Origin of the sequence: Maribacter polysaccharolyticus, assembly GCF_028882255.1 — a bacterium.
Lineage (GTDB): Bacteria > Bacteroidota > Bacteroidia > Flavobacteriales > Flavobacteriaceae > Maribacter_A > Maribacter_A polysaccharolyticus.
The window spans coordinates 370,104-387,908 of the sequence record NZ_JARBUY010000001.1 but is presented as its reverse complement, the minus strand read 5'-3'; the positions used below and the strand labels follow the sequence as shown (position 1 = coordinate 387,908).

The 17,805-nt window shown below is 39.8% G+C and carries 16 protein-coding genes; 6 read left to right on the top strand and 10 right to left on the bottom strand.

Annotation, left to right across the window (positions count from 1 at the left end; translation table 11 throughout):
* Positions 1-33: 33 nt before the first annotated feature.
* Positions 34-975, bottom strand: a complete 942-nt coding sequence (locus tag PHU20_RS01715) for a TerC family protein (protein ID WP_274823610.1) — start codon at positions 973-975, stop codon at positions 34-36.
* Between the two features lie 204 nt (positions 976-1,179).
* Here PHU20_RS01715 and PHU20_RS01710 point away from each other — a divergent pair, with 204 nt between their 5' ends.
* From PHU20_RS01710 to PHU20_RS01700, 3 genes are all read left to right on the top strand, one after another.
* A complete protein-coding gene (locus PHU20_RS01710) occupies positions 1,180-1,527 on the top strand; it encodes a hypothetical protein (RefSeq protein WP_274823609.1) in 348 nt (115 codons plus the stop codon).
* Positions 1,528-1,731: 204 nt separating this feature from the next.
* Positions 1,732-2,073 carry a hypothetical protein gene (locus PHU20_RS01705; RefSeq protein ID WP_274823608.1) on the top strand — a complete coding sequence of 114 codons (342 nt, stop codon included), beginning with the start codon at positions 1,732-1,734 and terminating at the stop codon, positions 2,071-2,073.
* Between the two features lie 206 nt (positions 2,074-2,279).
* Positions 2,280-2,630, top strand: coding sequence for a hypothetical protein (locus PHU20_RS01700; RefSeq protein ID WP_274823607.1), 351 nt, complete (start codon positions 2,280-2,282; stop codon positions 2,628-2,630).
* An 87-nt stretch (positions 2,631-2,717) separates the two neighbouring features.
* Here PHU20_RS01700 and PHU20_RS01695 read toward each other — a convergent pair whose 3' ends face one another.
* The gene (locus PHU20_RS01695; protein WP_274823606.1) at positions 2,718-3,161 is read right to left on the bottom strand and encodes a hypothetical protein; all 444 of its coding nucleotides are present in this window, start codon (positions 3,159-3,161) and stop codon (positions 2,718-2,720) included.
* A 1,028-nt stretch (positions 3,162-4,189) separates the two neighbouring features.
* Between PHU20_RS01695 and PHU20_RS01690 the strand changes: the two genes are divergently transcribed.
* The gene (locus PHU20_RS01690) at positions 4,190-4,975 is read left to right on the top strand and encodes a DUF2971 domain-containing protein (RefSeq protein ID WP_274823605.1); all 786 of its coding nucleotides are present in this window, start codon (positions 4,190-4,192) and stop codon (positions 4,973-4,975) included.
* Positions 4,976-5,261: 286 nt separating this feature from the next.
* Here the strand turns inward: PHU20_RS01690 and PHU20_RS01685 are convergent, their stop codons facing one another.
* From PHU20_RS01685 to PHU20_RS01660, 6 genes are all read right to left on the bottom strand, one after another.
* Complete coding sequence (locus PHU20_RS01685; RefSeq protein WP_274823604.1) at positions 5,262-6,185, bottom strand: hypothetical protein; 924 nt, start codon at positions 6,183-6,185, stop codon at positions 5,262-5,264.
* A 17-nt stretch (positions 6,186-6,202) separates the two neighbouring features.
* Complete coding sequence (locus tag PHU20_RS01680; RefSeq protein ID WP_274823603.1) at positions 6,203-8,281, bottom strand: AAA family ATPase; 2,079 nt, start codon at positions 8,279-8,281, stop codon at positions 6,203-6,205.
* 126 nt (positions 8,282-8,407) lie between these two features.
* Positions 8,408-8,767: an ATP-binding protein gene (locus tag PHU20_RS01675; RefSeq protein WP_274823602.1), complete on the bottom strand. Its 360-nt coding sequence runs from the start codon at positions 8,765-8,767 to the stop codon at positions 8,408-8,410.
* Positions 8,768-9,391: 624 nt separating this feature from the next.
* Positions 9,392-9,991, bottom strand: coding sequence for a DUF6642 family protein (locus tag PHU20_RS01670; protein WP_274823601.1), 600 nt, complete (start codon positions 9,989-9,991; stop codon positions 9,392-9,394).
* 338 nt (positions 9,992-10,329) lie between these two features.
* Complete coding sequence (locus PHU20_RS01665; RefSeq protein WP_274823600.1) at positions 10,330-11,307, bottom strand: phosphotransferase; 978 nt, start codon at positions 11,305-11,307, stop codon at positions 10,330-10,332.
* A gap of 8 nt (positions 11,308-11,315) precedes the next feature.
* Complete coding sequence (locus PHU20_RS01660; protein WP_274823599.1) at positions 11,316-12,299, bottom strand: nucleoside hydrolase; 984 nt, start codon at positions 12,297-12,299, stop codon at positions 11,316-11,318.
* A gap of 788 nt (positions 12,300-13,087) precedes the next feature.
* Between PHU20_RS01660 and PHU20_RS01655 the strand changes: the two genes are divergently transcribed.
* Both PHU20_RS01655 and PHU20_RS01650 read left to right on the top strand, forming a co-directional pair.
* The gene (locus tag PHU20_RS01655) at positions 13,088-13,909 is read left to right on the top strand and encodes a universal stress protein (protein WP_274823598.1); all 822 of its coding nucleotides are present in this window, start codon (positions 13,088-13,090) and stop codon (positions 13,907-13,909) included.
* A gap of 87 nt (positions 13,910-13,996) precedes the next feature.
* Positions 13,997-15,250: a cation:proton antiporter gene (locus PHU20_RS01650; RefSeq protein ID WP_274823597.1), complete on the top strand. Its 1,254-nt coding sequence runs from the start codon at positions 13,997-13,999 to the stop codon at positions 15,248-15,250.
* Between the two features lie 174 nt (positions 15,251-15,424).
* Here the strand turns inward: PHU20_RS01650 and PHU20_RS01645 are convergent, their stop codons facing one another.
* Both PHU20_RS01645 and PHU20_RS01640 read right to left on the bottom strand, forming a co-directional pair.
* Positions 15,425-16,303 (bottom strand): carbohydrate kinase family protein, encoded by an 879-nt coding sequence (locus PHU20_RS01645; protein WP_274823596.1) that lies wholly within the window; start codon positions 16,301-16,303, stop codon positions 15,425-15,427.
* The gene (locus tag PHU20_RS01640) at positions 16,300-17,805 is read right to left on the bottom strand and encodes a mannitol dehydrogenase family protein (RefSeq protein WP_274823595.1); all 1,506 of its coding nucleotides are present in this window, start codon (positions 17,803-17,805) and stop codon (positions 16,300-16,302) included. The genes PHU20_RS01645 and PHU20_RS01640 overlap by 4 nt, the downstream gene beginning before the upstream one ends.

The following is a 17,805-nucleotide window of genomic DNA, read 5'->3' as shown; positions in this document are numbered from 1 at the left end:
AAATACCATCCCGCCCCTTGTGGCGGGATTTTTTTATCCCTTTTCTTCAGCGATGAGCAAAGAAGCCGCGATACCGGCCATCAAGGATACCGAAATGACCGTTAGGGATAACCACTCTGGCAATTCAATGTGATGAGAAAATAACATTTTGAGTCCGACAAAGCCCAAAATGACCACAAGGCTGTAATTGATGTACCGGAATTTCTGCAACATCCGGGAAATAAGGAAATACATGGAACGCAATCCTAGAATCGCCAAAATATTGGAACTGAATACGATAAAGGGATCCGCGGTAATGGCCAAAATGGCGGGGATACTATCGAGGGCGAACAATACATCGGTCAGTTCAATGATGATCAAGGCCACGAATAGGGGAGTGGCAGCGGTAATCCCCATACGATTGACAAAGAAATCGTGGTTTTTTATGGTCGAGGTGATCGGATATATCTTTTTGATCTGTTTAAATACCCAAGAACTCTTAGGGTCGAAATGGGAATCGTCGGACTTCAGCATTTTAAAGGCCGTGTACAGAAGGAAAACCCCAAAAACATAAATGATCCAATCGAACTTGGTGATCAAGGCCACTCCAAATAGGATCATGAGTCCACGAAATACAATGGCCCCCAGAATACCCCAAAACAAAACGCGATGTTGGTACAGCGGTGGAATTTTAAAGGCTTGGAAGATGACGGCAATAACGAAGACGTTATCGATACTCAAGGATAACTCAATAAGATATCCGGTAACGTATTTCAATACGGCATTGTTCGGGGTGAGTCCGGTAGGGTTTTCTACCATTCCGGAAGCGAAAAGCCAGTAGATGACCCCGCTGAAACTAAGGGCCACGGTGACCCAAACGGCTGTCCATAAGCCAGCTTCCTTACTTTTTATAACATGTTCCGTTTTATGGAAAACCCCAAGATCCAGTGCTAAAAACACGATGATCAAGGCAATGAACAGCCCCCAAACCAGCATAAGATGTAGATTTTTAAAAGCTACGAAGTTAAGCAGTATTTTTGAAATCCTTCAACAATACCCCATGCTTAACACCTTTTGGCCCAAAAATTGCAAATGCTATAAATAATGTGGCATCCGCCCCCTTGGTAGTAGCTTTTTTTATACCTTATTGGGGCATAAAACGATTATTCGGTAAAAACACATACCCTAAAAAACAAAAAAATGAAAAAAGTCATTATTCTATTCACGGCATTGCTAATGATCCAATGGGGCAGTGCCCAGAACCCACCACAGAAGGGCGATGGCATCATCAAGGCCAAGGCCAAGGAATTGACAAAGAAATATGCCGCTGAGTTGGGCCTCGAATCGGGCCAATTGGCCGATTTTGAACAAACCTTGACCGGATATATGTTAAAGAAGGATAAGGTAGGGAAGATGAACCTTTCCAAAGCGGACAAGGCGGTCATGTTAAAACAATTGATCGGTCAGGAGAATGAGGATATGGCCGCATTGCTGCATAAAGGACAGTATAAGAAATACCTAAAGGCCAAAATGAAATTGCAGCCTTAAACCCAGCTCCCGAAGATCGGCTTTTTAGGGTCAACCAAAACGGTGGTCAAGCGTTTGACATGCCTTAAAAAAAAGGCGTAAGTACAGTAATGGGTGGTATTTCCGATATACGGTATTGTTTTTTCGTTGAAAACCGGATGCTCCGAAAGTATTTATAATGTAATATGGGTATCTTGTTCGGCGAGACACACTATAATACACAGGATGAAAAAAAACATGCTTACCGTGGTGGGCTTCCTATTGTTTTTAATAGGGACGCATGGCATCATGGCACAGGAGTACAGCACCCCAACACAAGAAGTCAAAAAGTATACGGTCATGGAACTGTATGAGCCCGATTTTATTTTAAGTGTATCGGAGCGCAAACAACTGAAGGAAAAACGACAGCATTCCATAGCCGTAAAGAAACGTATTCTGGATACATTGGATATTTCGGAACGGCGTAGGCAACGGCTTTTGAAAGCCTTGGATAAGAATCCGTTCTCAAACGGCCTGAACCGGGCCATGGCTGAGATCGAGTTCGTTGATGATACCGAAAGCCAATAGGCCTTTTTACCATACGTTGATCCATACGATAGTAAACCTCCGATACGGAGGTTTTTTTATGCGCAAAGGTGAGCTCATTGTCACCCCAACACTAAAAAATCGTTAAATATTGATAGTAAGTAAATTAGATGGTTGTTTGTAAGGGAATATTTCGTAATTTCATAGTATCGCAACAGCTATTTTACAACCCCCCAAAATGAAATCTTATGAGAACATTGACGAACACAAGGGGTTCTGCTGATCTTGAGCCCAAAGAAAATGTATTGGTACATCAAATGGAGCGAAATCTAAACGATGTTAACCGCTTGCGAAAGAATTTGGATTCTTATATTTGTGAACCCCAGACCTATGGGGAGTTTGACCGGATCGAATCTTTGAGGATGGGTTTGGAAACCTATAGCCAGATCAGTAGGAAAATGATCAGATCCTTAAAGGAACATAAGGAAACCGCACAAGGATGTATTGGGAAATTCCAGGATCAGTATGCGAAATTCAGGGCCTTGAGGCAGGGGGTAAAAGAATATATGGGGTTGGCCAAGGCAAAATATATCCATTGATATAAAATAAAAACGTATAAAAAAAGCCCAAGGGACTCCCTTGGGCTTTTTTCGTTATCCTATTATCGATGGCACCTATGGGTGCTTTTATTCGGCATTTGCCCCGATATCGGCAACGGCAACGATATTACCGCTCAAATCTTCTATGGTAATATGACCGTAGAAGGCTATCAAACCTTCATAGGTAATAGAGGTTCCATTGTTCAAGGCGGTAATGGTCGTATTACTAATGGCACATTCGCAAGCTGCTAGGGTTATGGCAATTCCCCCGCCTTCGGCGGCACTGTTATAACGAATATAAGCAGGATTGGTAGAGGTATCGGCACCATCAAGTTCTATGAGTACGTGGGTAGAACCATTGTCTTCCTGGGTAAAGGTAGCCGTGCCGGTTACCCCAGATCCGGAAACATCGTAAATCTGATATTCCGTGCTTTGTAGGATGACTGCCTCTTCAACATTTTCGTCTTTACATCCAGTAAAAACCAATACACATAGCAAAGCTATAGTGGAGAGGGAACTTTTTATTTTCATGTTTTTTGAGTGTTGTTTGTTATATCAAAAATAGAAATAGGTTTTTATGATTGTATATAATATAATCAATATTCTTTAAAATGAATGAAATCTCCGTTGTATTACAGCACAATTGGGTTTAAAAGGTTTTTCACCGATTTTAAGTGGCCAATGGGTAAAAACGGTTGGGTATATTTTGAATGGTTTTACCTAAAAAAGAGGTCTTTGGGGAAGGGATACCTTTAAAATAAATACCAAATGGATATATGAGGGATGCAGGTTCATAATCGGGGTTTTGGGGCATATGGGGTTGGATGGATGATCACCGAGGTAGGTGTCCTTTAATAACTTCTATTTTACATAATGTAAATTATAGTACAGATTGGTATATGTCGTAAAACGGCGCATGCTTGCATTTTACATAATTGCAGATATAGCGCCTTTAGGTCTATATCGTCAGCCATTATGTAAAAGCCGTTTTACTGGAATGCTGAAAATATCTGTAAGCTATAATTCTATTATGTAAAATATCCCTAACGTTTATAGCTTTTAAGAGAATTACCAACAGGGTCATCAACCTTTTTTATTTACGTAGCTTGAATATTTCTACCCAGAAAAAACTTTTTAGAAAATTTCAAATTCTTAGAAAACCCAGCGAGAAACCTTTCGGCTGTATCTATAATTAGTCGTTATGTAAAATTGCCGCACAGCCAATCGCTCAATTGCTTTTTTAAAATAAACGCTAAATGGCGTTCATTTTAAAACACAATTTGCCGTCGCTTGGCCAGCGCCAAAAAAAGCAAAACTTTTAGATTCTTTTGAAATATGCGATTTATGAGAAACTCTTAGTCAATAAATTTTTCAGGAGATTCTCGGCAGCTTGCCGCAACAGCTAAAAATTACTCTGCGAGATAATTTCTTAGCACTTGCTCACATTCTCCTCCTAATCAACTTTTTTCGTGAGTACTCTTAATATTATGTCAAATAGAAAATTAAGCTTTGATATTTGTTTTTTTTTTAGATATTCCTATTAATTTTATATTCATTCTATGTATGAATTAGAAGTTTTACGAGAAAAATTCCCAATTAAAATGGGACCGCCTCATGTCTTTAGATTTAGAGCGGCAAATGAATATACCCTCAGCGAACTTGACGAGGGATACACTTGGTTTTCAAGAAGAGATACCTTGAACGACCCTATGGACTCAAATCCTGAATTTGTAAAACTTTCGTCAAATCTTGAAGAACAAAAACTTCTTTATGACACCATTGCAGATAGTCTGTTAGATGCAAGAACTAAACGTTACTTTGATGAAAATATGGATGCCATAAGGTTAATGGAATTCGCTCAAACAAAAGTGGAGCCATTTGTCAATAGTTTTGGAATAGCTTGTTTTACCATGTATCCCATGAACGAAAAACTGTGGGAAATTTATGCTAGCAACCATTCTGGATTATCGTTGCATTTTGACATAACCACTGATAAAACATTTTTCCACAATGTTCACCCTATCTATTATGTTCCTGAAATTTATAGTCGTGAATACAATCCAATCTCAGAACCTAATCATATTGTAGATCTTTTTTATAAAAAAACAGAAGTTTGGAGCTATGAAAAAGAGCTAAGACTTCTTAAAGACCGTACTGGTAGGATACCTTTCAATAGAGAATCTTTACAAAATATTATAATTGGTGCTCATGCCAAGAAAGATTTCATTGAGCGGATAATTGAAATCACCAAAAAAAAATACCCAAATGTCAATGTTTACCAAACTGTTCAACCTGTCATAATCAACAATTTTAGATGTAACTTATTGTATGGTACTGTGCAGTGATTTTTCATAATACGGATTACAGTAAACAAAATCTTCTTAGTCTATTCTTTTTTTCTTGATAAAAAAAGAAACAAAAAAATCAAGGCTTACAGATAATTTTAGAAACAATATACGGGTCGGTCGCTAAATTTTAGGATCCATTGTAACTCTTAATACTGGTTTAAGGTAAAAGAAACATAATGGCGGTCAACGTTTATTGTAACCAGCCCCCTAAAATTCTTAACGCTCCTCTCCCCTATTGTTTTACCCAAAATTATCTTAGGCCGTTACAAAGCTAATTAAGGCCTTATTCTGATTTAGCATTTTTGGCCTTTTCAGAATAATATTTTATAATATTTTCTTCATCACATTCCTTTAAATCCCAAACAAAATTGGAATTGTCCTTACCAAAATTTTGAGTGTGAAAATAATTGCCTAAAAATGATTCCATTTGATTTTTATGCATTCTATGGGTGGACACAGAATAAAGCTTGAGATGTTTATCAACAATATCTGGCCTTAAAACTAAATTTTGACCTTGATAACCAGACTGAACGCTGGGATAAGTAATTCCAGCAATTCCATAATCATTCAAAAGTAAATCCGAATACGCTACACAAATCTTATAGTCATGATGCGATTTAGCTTCTTTCGAGAATTCATTACTGAAAAATTGTAGTTGTTGTAAACCAAATTCTCTCATTGGATGCATTTTTATTTGCTCAAAATGATTATTGAAGGACTTTAGAGTATCTGGATTATTTTTTAAAGCGTCATCACTAAAAACAATCTCAGCAATTATTAATTCTTTATTTGTGACCCATCTCGCAAGGGTAAATAATTGACCTTCTAAACAAACCGATTTTGTATCCCTCAAAAGAGTTGATGTTTCAAGAAAAGCAGTAAGTCTGTTTTGTTTGATTAAACTACTTTCTAATGCTCCATAAAAAAGCGGCTCGTGCGGTTTATTTGCTCTCCCAAATTCAAGTAATCTTTTCTCTATTACACTCTTATTCTTAATGTAAGTTAAATCATCTTCTTTATTGAAAAACTTGATTTTTCCATTAATTCTTACTCTATCAATAGGAGTGTTTTTATGAAGCTTAGCGGTAGTTATTGGAATGTGTCGTAAAGATTCTTTAATTAAATCTCTAATATCTTTATATTCAATCTCATCTAGTTTTACACTATAAGATATAAGTTCCTTGAATGCTTTTTCGCTTTCTTCCATATCCAAAACTATGTTCTCTAATTGAAATCTGCTTCAATAACTTTAAACCTTTCAAAATCTGATTTTAAATCATTAAGTGTTGGTGGTGCGTAGTGTTCTTCGGGATGACTATGCGCTCGAATGTAGCCACTAGCTCGTCCGAATATTGAATCTATTTCTGCCTTGTGTTCTTCAATTTTATGGCCCTTAATTGCTGGAAATAATGTCATTTTTAGATTTGGACGATAACGGTCTACAACATCTTGAAATATTTTTTTTGAAACCAATAGTTCTAAAGTAGTACGAAGGAAATCATAACCATCAACTACTACTTCATTTTCATCTCTATCGCCAATTCCGTTATTACAAATAGTACTTACTTTACCTCGATAGGTACTAAGCCTGTTTATAGGTGCGCCATCAGAAAGTAGACCAGTTTGTTCTGTTGTACTTTTAACTTGGTAGAATTTAAAGTCAGTATTATTCTTGTAAAGTGTATGTACCTGCCAACCAAAAAACGCATTAAAGAATATAACGTTATGAGTAAAGACAATCACTTGTCGTTCCTTTGATAAATCTACCAAGCGTTTTGCTACGTCCTGAATAATCAAATGGTCGAGAGAATTCACGGGGTCGTCAAAGACAACAGGAGCCACTGTAGTGTCCAATTGCAATTCAGTTAAAAACTCGCAAAGAGCAATTGTTTTTTGTTCACCTTCACTTAAAACTTTATTAATGTCTTGATTAGCCACATTCTGTCGTATGCGAGAGCTACCTTGTTGCGAGAAAAAACTAAGACTCACACCAAGATGTTGTTTTCTAAATCCAGTTAATTCGGCAGTAAATTTATCTTGGAAATCTTGGGCTACAAGTTCTTGACGAGCCTGGGTTGTTTTAACACTTAATGAGTTCGTATTAAACTGATTTCTATTATCATCTATAATTTTACGAGAAAGTAGATTTGTAATTACTGTTAACACTTCCTGTTTGTGTTCTGAAAGTAACTTTCTATCTTTTAATTCTGCTATTTCTGCTTTCAGTTTTGTTTCGGTAGGCAGCAAATTGTTTAGAGCCTTGATTAAAGCGTCTCTTGATGCAGTCAGTTCTATTTGTTTAGCTTCAAGAAACTGTACAACAGCTATGTAATTAATATCAAAAATCAGATTTGCATCAACCGTATTATTCATTATATGGTTTTTAAACAAGGTAACCCTTGTATTAAAATGTAAAACCTCTTGAGGTTGCAAAATATTACCATCTTCTAAAATCCCAAATGTAGGTTGGTGAAATTTGATAGTATCTGTAACTAGATTTACACGTTCAACAATATCGCTTTTTAACTTTTCATATTTTTTGATTTCTGCTTCGGTATTATCGTTTAGAATTTTACCGTAATTCTCTACTAAATTTCTTGCCTTTTGATTTTGTAAATCTTGTTTGCAGTAAATACAAGTATCATCAGCGTTATTTGGATAGTTTTCTTTCGCAAGGAGTTTGATATATGCGTCAGCAGATTTTAAGAAATTTGAAAACTCATCGGCATCAAATTGCTCTAAACCATATACTTCAGCTAAACCTGCAATACCAAGTTGGGTTTTAGCTTTTAATGCTTTTAAGGTCGCATTATATTGGATAATCGTATCCCAATCATTTTTCGTAAGATTAGACTGCGTTTGCTTAACGGTTACTATTTTAGACGTAATTTCCGTGAGCATGAGGTTAATGCTCTTAAGCCTGGCTTCTAATGTTGATTTGTTTAGATTTTCTAATTCCTGTTCCTTCTTTATTAATTCTGTCTGATGTTCCTCGTTAAAGAGTGATAATTCGTTAAGTGTAGCTTTGTTAGAATTGTATACTAGTGCATCTATATATACTTTCTGCGGTGTTGATTCATGCATTTGGTCTTTCCACGATAGTACAATTGGATACAAAGCGTATTGAGCATTTAATAAATGTGCTAATTCTGTAAGTTCGTTAGTGACTAAGGTAAATAAGTAAAAGCCTTTTGGTGTTACCAATAATTCACGGGTATTAGAAAGTGAAATATTTACACAATCGCTGTTAAATACCGAAACAGCGTTGAGGTCAGATTCTGGTCGTCCTCCTTGCCAGTTCAAATAAAAAGGGCTTCCATCAGAATTAAAATCTAAACGAGCACTTTGGTTAACAGGAGTTTCATTTACGTTAGACAGAATTTCAATATTATTATCAAAACTATAACCTTGAGATTTTAAAATTCTACTTTATCCTGTTTTACCAACACCATTGTTACCGTACACGACCGTAATATTCGGACTGAACTCCATAATTTGGTCCGCTGCCAATTTATTTACACCTTTTACTTCAGATAGTTTTGTGAGTACGACTTCTTTTGATGGCGGTGTAAAGCTTGGTTTGGTTATCGATAATGGGGGAAGTGGAACTTGATGACCAAATCCAATGTCTTGAAGGTAATAGTTAAATACCCGTTTACGTTCATTATGGTCAAGAGTAGCTTGTTTATTAGTTACTAATTCCACTAAAAGTTTACTCCAACTTCCAAGCGGAATTGTCCAATCCCATAAAAAATCTATTAATTCTCGTTGTGTATTTGTTGTAGACATAAACTCAAATTCAAATAGCTATAAAGGTAAAAAAATAACAAGCCTATACTTACAGAATCCCGTAACTAATTAAGAACTAAGAAGAAATATTCCCATTATACACACATTACACTCCCCTCCTACCGTCGGCTCGTATAATAAGTGTTCCATTACCTTACAAGAAGAAAGTTTTTGGAAGAAAAATTTAAAGGAAATGTAATACCAAATACTTTGCTTTTCCAAAGCAAAGTTACATAACGCGGAACATTATAGAGCAAATATATCTATAGCGTAAAACGGCGTATGCTTGCATTTTACATAATTGCAGATATGACCTTCGCGTCAGCGAATCATATCGTCAGCCATTATGTAAAAGCCGTTTTACTGGAGTGTTCTTATGCCAGCGCGCCATCTCGCCGAAAAAAGCGATCACCCACAGGGTAATCACTTTTTGTCGCGTATAGGTTTAGCCTGTCGCCATATGGGTTTAATAAAAGGTATTAATCCTCAGGGCAAGCCCTGAACCCAATAATAGGAATCGACCTAAGGGTCGAGGTTTTGAACCTAGATCCCACCGAAAAAAGCGGGATTAGTTCAACTTTCAATTTTCAGTGCGTCTTACTGACTTCTCAAAATTGAGTTCCACTAATAATACAATCTAAAATCGAGCAATTTACAGACATTGTAATGTCTTTGGTGTAATTCTTCCACAACATCCAACATATTATCATCTTCTTTAAATAGGTTAAAGAATGCTTTGTCAAGGTTTGAGCTGCTTATTCCGTTGAATTCCTTACCGTAACCAGAGACGGCTTTTGCGTTGGTGATGTCCAAAAAATATTGTGCTTCCTCTTCGTCCAAATCCAGGATTTTTGCGTTGGAAAAGTGTACTATCTTTCCTTTTAACCTTCCTTCAAAAATTTCCGCAATTTCCTGTAAACTGTAGTAATAGCCATTTAAGCATATACTATTGGCTTCACCTTCCATAACCAGATAGATGATTTCATAATCCTTAAAATTATGGTCATCCAAAACCAGTGCATTTAAACTGGCTTCCAGTTCTTCAATAGTGTCGCACGTTTTATAAATACTTGCTATTCCATATTTCATGGCCAGTTGCCCCAAGTTTTCCTGTGTCTCGGTAACTTGGTCCGTTTCCATTTCATGAACCGCTTCCAAACAATAAATGAAATAATCCGCATCTATAAATTGTTCTTGGGGTAATTGTTGTCTTTTCTCTAGCAAGTTTTTGAAATTATATTATATGTTGAAGACAAAATTACGATAACTCTTCTGGTTTTCAGCGTTTTTAAATTAAATCCCCTTTTACATACATTGCCTTTCCTCCTGCTTGTCAGTCACTTAACACCTGTTCATTTATCGCCGGTGATTTGTTTTTAAAGGTATTCTTGAACCTTTTTAAGGTACTAATGAAGCTTTAATAAGGTATTAATGAAGCTTTAATAAGGTGTTCGAGAACCTTTAATGAAGTTTGGCTATCGCCTAACCTCATTCTTCGGTATCATTACCTTTTTTAGAAGGGGGGTTCTAGCAAGAAAATAATCGTGGAAGTTGGTGGCATCTTAACTGCTTTCATTCAAAATCAAAGCACGGGCGATCTCCAAAAGCAACTTTTTTTCTTGAAGGGATCTTTTTAAAGGCAGTTGGGCCAAACCTATTACCCTACGCATTATCTCTATGCCGGCCACTTGAGCCAATAATGGTTCGTTCAGCTTTTCCGGATACCTACTTTTTATGGTGCGGAGACCATCCTTATCCATCGTGATCATTATGCTATGTGCCGCCAGTACCCCAATGTCGAATTCAGCAAATCCCATAAAGCTGAATTCCGGGTCGATGACGTAGATGTGGTCGCCTTTTTCCATCCAACTCCCGGGATAATAATCACCGTGCATTAGCGTATTGCCCTGGGACAGGTATTGTTGCCCCACTTTGGAAATCTCTTTTTTCAATGTTTCATCAGTTCTATACCTTAGGGCGAGTTCCTCAAGTCCATCCTGAACGGTATTCAGGGAGAAATCACTTTCCTCAAGAAATGGTAGTACGAATATGTGTTGGTGATTAAGCAGTCGCAATTCCATATTCGTAGGGTATGCTTTTGGAGTGGATTTATGGATCTGGGAAGCAATTTCCAAAAGCTGATGGAGTTGGGAAGTATCGATATTGCGTTCATCGTACAGGTACGACATATCCTTGCAATCCCCTAAGTCTTCGAGTATCAATACATAGTTATCCGCATTATACGTCAGGATTTCCGGAATGTGTGGTTCAATGGCTTTGTTCGTAACCGCTTTGTAAAATCGATACTCCACATCAATACGCTCAACGGGCGCCGCTATCTGTGGGTATTTTTGAATAAAAGGACGCGATTGCTTTACGATTAAGGAACGCTTATCGGTTCGGATCCTAAGGACGACGTTCATGTTCCCCTCACCGGGCTTTTCCACGGAAAGGATCTGTTCGTTTTTTGGGTCAAAAAAACCAATGGTATGCAAACAATGTTCAATAGCAGGGATGGAAGTAGTGGCATCTAGGTACATACTGTATGTTATATTTTTTTTAAGCTTTGCCAGAAATCCGTTTTCATGATTTCCACATCAATGGCCGTATGGATGTTTATTAGGCGTTGCGTATTTTCTTGAGGTGTTGAAAAAGTTTCGGTTTTCGATAATTCGGGACGGGCGAGTGCTTCTATGATCGCGACATCCCACATAATCCAGCTTTTCTTTTCCGGATCTTCCTTGGTCCACCAACGTTCATAGGTTTCCCATCGGTCGATAAAATAATCGGAGATACCTCCTTTATTTTTTAAATGGGCATCTACTTCGGCTTTTGTGAACACAAGGTGCTGGCTGGTAGTGGCCGTCATTATGGTAAGATCGAGACCTTCGGTATTTAGAAGGATCTCTACCGCTTTAGGGTCATTTCCCGTATTGAATTCCTTTTTGTCATAGGTATTGGTTTCCACATGATGCCAAAATCCAAGATAGTGTACTTTCAATTTTTCGATAATGGAAGGATCTTGCAAAATTGCACTGGCCACATTGGTACAAGAACCTAAAACGACTACATTCAATGGTTGACCGGCAGGCAATTCATGGGCCATAGCCACTATAAAATCCGAAGCAGGGGATCTGGCCGGTTCCGTACTGGTCATAAGGGGTACATTACTCCCCAACGGAAGCGGTATGGACTCCTGATCCATTAACCGAAGTATATTTTCATTGATTCTTTGGCTTTCATGAACCGTACTGTCCGTGGCCAATGGCGAGGTATGGAATTGGGCCGAAGTAATGCCCAGCATATTGAATTTGGGCTCGGCAACCGCCCGTACAATGGCATAAAGATCATCTACTTCATTTGCCGTATCCGCGTCTATGATGATGGGTAAACGCATATCCTTATCCTGTGCTTCCGCCGTGATGTGTAGGATCAGGGATAGCATAATTATAAATTGAAGCAGCGTGATGTGCATCGTCTTATGAAAATCCAGGATTTTATAGGGCCAGGGTTTATTTTTTTGCTGCTGCATGCAATCTTCCAATTCTTGTTGATATCCTTTGTTTTACCCACTGTACAGCGTAAAAATGTGCTTAATTCGATGGTGTCCATTTTATCGATTGCCCCTATTTTGGTCAAGATAAAATATATGGCACAAACTGCTACTGTACGGTTGATGCTGCGTTTGGTCGTACAAATTGAAGGAACATTACCTTTCATAGGATTGAAAACATATTTTTTTAGAGGTCTCACTGAAGATACACAACTATAATGCCCATGGAATACTGAATTGCCAACGCCCCAGCTGATCCGTTCACGGGTCAAGTCCACCGGACGTATTTTTTGCGGTCCGCCCTGATTGGACTGAATTAGGGTTATTCTGGGGTATTTATGGATCTCCAACGCTCATTCCAACTCCTTCTCCTACCGTAGCTTCAATTTTTTATGGTTTTGGGATACCCTGCGGAATATGGGTGTAAGGCTTCCTGATGGGCTTTGCGCAAAGGGGCTATTTTGGCTGCGTTTTTCAGGTCGGGATCCACCCCGATGAAAACATCGGCATATTTAGCGTCCTAATAGGCCCAAGGAGTGTCTTACGTCCCTAGCCGACGGGCCGCTCCGGTGTTCTTTGACCAACACGCCCCCTTTCCACCAAAAAAACAATCCCCTTCACGGACTAATTTCTTTGATGAGGTCGTTCAAAGGGCAACCTGCCCCCCTATCCATTTGATCTACCCTGTATTCCAAGCCAAACGGACTGATGAATATCATGGTGTAATTTTTTCTTGGGATGTATTTTTAATTTCAATGAATAAAGATATGAAGATTTTAGTACCCACCGATTTTTCGAAATTGTCCAAAATAGCCGTTCATTTCGCCTTGGATCTAAGCAAGGATTTTGAACTCGATATGGTAGTGCTCCATGTCATAACAACCAGTACGCCGGCCATGGCCCGGGTCAGTTCCAAAAAATTGGAAGAAACCATCAAGAAAAGTTCGGAACGTCAAATGGACGAACTCATTGCATCCATAAAAAAGGAGCATGGTCGTGAGCTGAGCATTAAAGCGGAAATTACGTACCACTCTTCCATAGAAAAAGGCGTAGAGTCATTTGCGGTCAAAAATAATATCGATCTGATATGTATCGGTACAAAGGGGGCTACCGGATTTAAAAAATTGATTTTCGGAAGTAATGCCGCTGGAATTATTTCAAACAGCTCCGTTCCCGTGCTGACCATTCCCGAATACGCCACCTATGAGGGGATCGACCATATCCTATATTCCTGTGACCTGGAAAATTTGGAGGAAGAACTCAAATTATTGGTGCCCTATGCAAAACTGATGAACGCCTGGATACATATTCTCCATATTGATAAGGGAGCAGGTGATTTTGTGACGGATTTGGAAAGACAGGAAGACCGTCTGGCAGCATTGGTTTCTTATGACAAATTAAAGACCAATACCTTGGCAAATGATTCGATAATCAATGGGATAAACCAATATGCAACCGAAATTGGTGCGGATATGGTCGCCATGTTTACGCGCAGTACTTCCCTGTTTGAGAATTTGTTCAATAAAAGTATTACCAAAACGGTCGCTTTTCAGGCAAAAACACCTTTGTTGACCTTCCAAAAGAAATAGAAGCCATCCCGCTATGGCCATAGCCAGTAAGGAGTCAACTTTAAAGCAGTTGCATATCGTTAAGATAGCAACCGTAAGGATAGAAATATGCATTATATCAACGAAACCCATATTCTTCTTTTCCTACTGCAAGTCCTTGTACTACTCGGGTTGGCCAGAACGCTTAGTGTTATTTTTGAATCGATTAAAGTGCCGGCCATCGTCGGTGAGATTTTAGCCGGAATACTTTTGGGTCCGACCCTTTTCGGACGCCTCTCCCCTACCTTTCAGGATTGGCTCTTTCCTCAAGATGGGATTCAATGGACCATGCTTGAAACGGTCTCATGGCTTGGGGTCTTCTTTCTGTTGCTCTCATCAGGGTTTCATGTCGATATCGGAAAGGCGGTCCGAAGTGGTCGTGCCGCCCTCTTGATCGGCATCGTAGGGGTACTGGTCCCTATTTTGATCGGCTTTCCTGTTTTCAGTATATTCGATCCCATCTATTGGGGGGATAAGGCCAATGGCTTTTCCTTTGCGCTGTTTTTGTCGGTAGCCGGTTCCATAACCGCAATTTCGGTGGTTGCCCGTACCCTTAACGATTTGGAAATAAGCAAGACCCCTAAGGGATCACTCGCACTGTCGTCTTGCGCCATCAATGATATTTTCGGATGGTTTTTATTTACTATCGTAATTTCATTGGTGCCTCCCCATAGTACGGATATCTTGGTACTGGTCGCATCGGTATTGGGAATCATAGGATTTGTGATCTTAAGTCTTACCCTTGGTTCCAGAATGCTGGGTAAAGCGCTACGTTTTGTAAAGACGACCCCATTGCCCCAGCCGGTTGCGGCCCAAACATTGATCGCCAGTTTAGGGTTGCTTTGCGGAGCCATTACACAGTGGATGGGTATTCATGCCATACTGGGATTCTTTTTGGCAGGGATTATCGCAAGAAGTGCTAAAGAGGTATCCGATGATCTTCGTAAGAGTGTTTCCGACACCCTACAGGCTATTTTTGTACCGCTATTTTTTGCAACCCTTGGACTAAAAATCGATTTTTTGACCGGGATGGCACTATGGCCTACGGTTATCTTTTGTACCGTGGCGATCGCAGGTAAATTCGTAGGTGCTTGGCTGGGTGCCAAATTGGGAAAACAATCCCAACAAACATCGATATTAATGGGCATTACCTTTATTCCCGGTGGAGCGATGGAGATTGTAGTGGCCTCCCTGGCCCTTGAACTCCAACTTATCGGACACACCATATTCGTGGCCATAGTATTCGCAGCCCTGTTATCTTCCATTTTGGCCGGTCCGCTCATAGGTATGCAGTACCGCCGTATGGGGCCGGGTAACATATGAGTGGATCTTATTGGCCAAAACATAGGGTTTGCCACCAGCATCGATTTAAAACTACCGCATATAGGGTCCCAATGATTCCGTGCTCCTCCATCGCTATGAAGGCTTGGAGCGTAAACGGACAGGCAGGCCGAAAAAGGCCCTTCATGGGTACCTTAGGGAAACGATACTAGGCCCTTAAAGAACAAAGCAATCGATTTCCTCCTTTTCGATCTTAGGATTGGCCCCTTCCTTACTTGCTACGATAGCACCTACAGCGCTGGCAAAATCAATGGCTTTTTGTGGGGGCGTACCATTTAACAGCTTATCTGCCAAGGCGGCCAAAAAAGAATCACCGGCACCTACCGTATCCGCTACGATTATTTTGTATCCGCCATTGTAATAAAAGGTGTCGTCATGGTATAGTATGGCGCCATGGCGTCCTTTGGTTACACAAATGGATCTTGTTCGGGTGTTTTCGGCGATAAATAAAATACAGTTTTCCAGGGATTTTGACGAATGGCCCATTGCTGCCGCTATTTCAAGGATTTCCTCGTCATTGAATTTGATAAAATCGGCCTGATGCATGAGGTAGGTCAATACCTCTTGGGTGTAATGGGGTTTTCTTAAGTTGATATCGAGGATCTTGTATTTGGCCAGTTTCAAAAGTTCGTATAAGGTGTTCCTCGAGGCTTCATCCCGTGCCGCCAAACTCCCAAAAATAAAGGCATCCGAATCCATGACGTTTTTCTTTGCCGCTTCGGTCAATTGTATATGGTCCCAGGCCCTAGGGTGATTAATGTCATACGTGGCGGAACCTTTTTCATTCAGCGTGACTTTAACCTCCCCGGTCCGTAAGGTTCGATCCACCTGAATGTAATCGACGTTCACGCCATGTTGGGCTGCGAATGTGACGATTTCCTTACCGGGCCCATCATCACCTATTCTTGTGATCATGGAAACATGGTTCCCGAACGATCGTAACCTTAAGGCAACGTTCAAAGGGGCGCCTCCTATTTTTTTGTGTGTAGGGAATACGTCCCATAACACTTCTCCAAAACAAACGATATTTTTCATTCCGTTACTTTTAGTGCCTTTTGGTTTTGGGCGATGACACATGCTTCAATACCATTTTCAACGATGTTGTTATAGGCAACGGTAAAGGCCGCTACAAAAGTCGGTTCCTCTTTTAGTTGGCCGAATATGGTCTCTATTTCCAAAAAGGCTTTTGGGTTGCCTTTAGAAGCGGCAATTCCTTTTTCATTCAAGATGGTCTTCATGGCATCTTTGATGGCCAATGCATTACCGTTTTCGTCTTTTCCCAAGCTATAAATCGCCCAGGCCGCAATGACCAGGGCAGCAAAGTCTATGGATCCCTTTGTTTCCAAATTGGCATTTACGGTCGGTAAGACAAAAATCGGGAATTTTGCAGCGCTTTCAGAGCAAATCCTATCGATCTGGTCTTTGATATTGATGTTTCCAAACCGTTCCAATAAGGATTTTTTGTAACCGTCCAGATCGATACCTTCCAAAGCCCCCAAGGTCGGGGTTACCTCTAGATCCATATAATTTTTCAAGAAGGTACTTATTTCCGGATTGTGGACCGATTCGTCAATGGTGTCATAGCCCCTTAAAGCACCGATGATTCCTAAAACCGTATGGCCTGCGTTCAATAGGCTCAACTTCATTTTTTCATAGGGAACCACATCTTCCACAAATTGGGCCCCTACCGTTTCCCATGCCGGTCTTCCTGCACTGAAATCATCTTCAATCACCCATTGCTTAAAGGGTTCGCAAACCACAGGCCATGCATCATCAATACCGGAAGTTTCCTTTAAATTGGAAATGTCTGATGCTGAAGTTGCCGGTGTGATCCGATCGACCATACTATTGGGAAACGATACATTGGTTTCTATCCATGATGCCAATTGGGGTTCGGCTTTAAGTACATAGCTCAAGAGCATCCTTTTGGCCATATGTCCATTTCCTTGGATATTATCACAGGATTGTATGGTGCAACCGTTCAACCCTCGTTCTTTTCTGAGTTTCAAGGCTTGTGTCAAATACCCGAAAATGGTTTTTGGGGCTTCCGGATGTCCCAGATCATATTGGATCAGGGGATTCGTAAAATCAAAGCTTTTGGTGGCTTCACTATAATTATAACCCCCTTCGGTAATGGTCAAACTGATGATTTTCACCTCGCTGCTTGCCATTTTTTCGATTACGGCGGTTGGGTCTTCCGGAGCGTATAAATACTCCACGATAGATCCCACGACACGCTTGGTGAGTGAGCCGTCCAATTCCTTTATGATCAAGGTATACAGTCCGTCTTGCTCTTTTAGGGTGTTATGAATTTTGGTATCGTATTCCAATAGCGCTATACCGCAGATACCCCAATCCGTAATGGTTTGGTCATGTAATAATCGATCGGTGTAATAAGCTTCATGTGCTCTATGAAAGCCACCGATTCCTACATGAACGATGCCTGTTTTTATCTTACTCCTGTCATAGGTAGGACAAGGTATTTTATGGGCGATTTTTGCTAAATTTTTCTGATTAAGTTTAATGTTATTATCCAT

Excerpts from the sequence above, each read along its gene's own strand:
- PHU20_RS01715 (WP_274823610.1), bottom strand. The coding sequence starts at position 975 with ATGCTGGTTTGGGGGCTGTTCATTGCCTTGATCATCGTGTTTTTAGCA.
- PHU20_RS01710 (WP_274823609.1), top strand. The coding sequence starts at position 1,180 with ATGAAAAAAGTCATTATTCTATTCACGGCATTGCTAATGATCCAATGG.
- PHU20_RS01705 (WP_274823608.1), top strand. The coding sequence starts at position 1,732 with ATGAAAAAAAACATGCTTACCGTGGTGGGCTTCCTATTGTTTTTAATA.
- PHU20_RS01700 (WP_274823607.1), top strand. The coding sequence starts at position 2,280 with ATGAGAACATTGACGAACACAAGGGGTTCTGCTGATCTTGAGCCCAAA.
- PHU20_RS01695 (WP_274823606.1), bottom strand. The coding sequence starts at position 3,161 with ATGAAAATAAAAAGTTCCCTCTCCACTATAGCTTTGCTATGTGTATTG.
- PHU20_RS01690 (WP_274823605.1), top strand. The coding sequence starts at position 4,190 with ATGTATGAATTAGAAGTTTTACGAGAAAAATTCCCAATTAAAATGGGA.
- PHU20_RS01685 (WP_274823604.1), bottom strand. The coding sequence starts at position 6,185 with ATGGAAGAAAGCGAAAAAGCATTCAAGGAACTTATATCTTATAGTGTA.
- PHU20_RS01675 (WP_274823602.1), bottom strand. The coding sequence starts at position 8,767 with ATGTCTACAACAAATACACAACGAGAATTAATAGATTTTTTATGGGAT.
- PHU20_RS01665 (WP_274823600.1), bottom strand. The coding sequence starts at position 11,307 with ATGTACCTAGATGCCACTACTTCCATCCCTGCTATTGAACATTGTTTG.
- PHU20_RS01660 (WP_274823599.1), bottom strand. The coding sequence starts at position 12,299 with ATGCAGCAGCAAAAAAATAAACCCTGGCCCTATAAAATCCTGGATTTT.
- PHU20_RS01655 (WP_274823598.1), top strand. The coding sequence starts at position 13,088 with ATGAAGATTTTAGTACCCACCGATTTTTCGAAATTGTCCAAAATAGCC.
- PHU20_RS01650 (WP_274823597.1), top strand. The coding sequence starts at position 13,997 with ATGCATTATATCAACGAAACCCATATTCTTCTTTTCCTACTGCAAGTC.
- PHU20_RS01645 (WP_274823596.1), bottom strand. The coding sequence starts at position 16,303 with ATGAAAAATATCGTTTGTTTTGGAGAAGTGTTATGGGACGTATTCCCT.
- PHU20_RS01640 (WP_274823595.1), bottom strand. The coding sequence starts at position 17,805 with ATGGATAATAACATTAAACTTAATCAGAAAAATTTAGCAAAAATCGCC.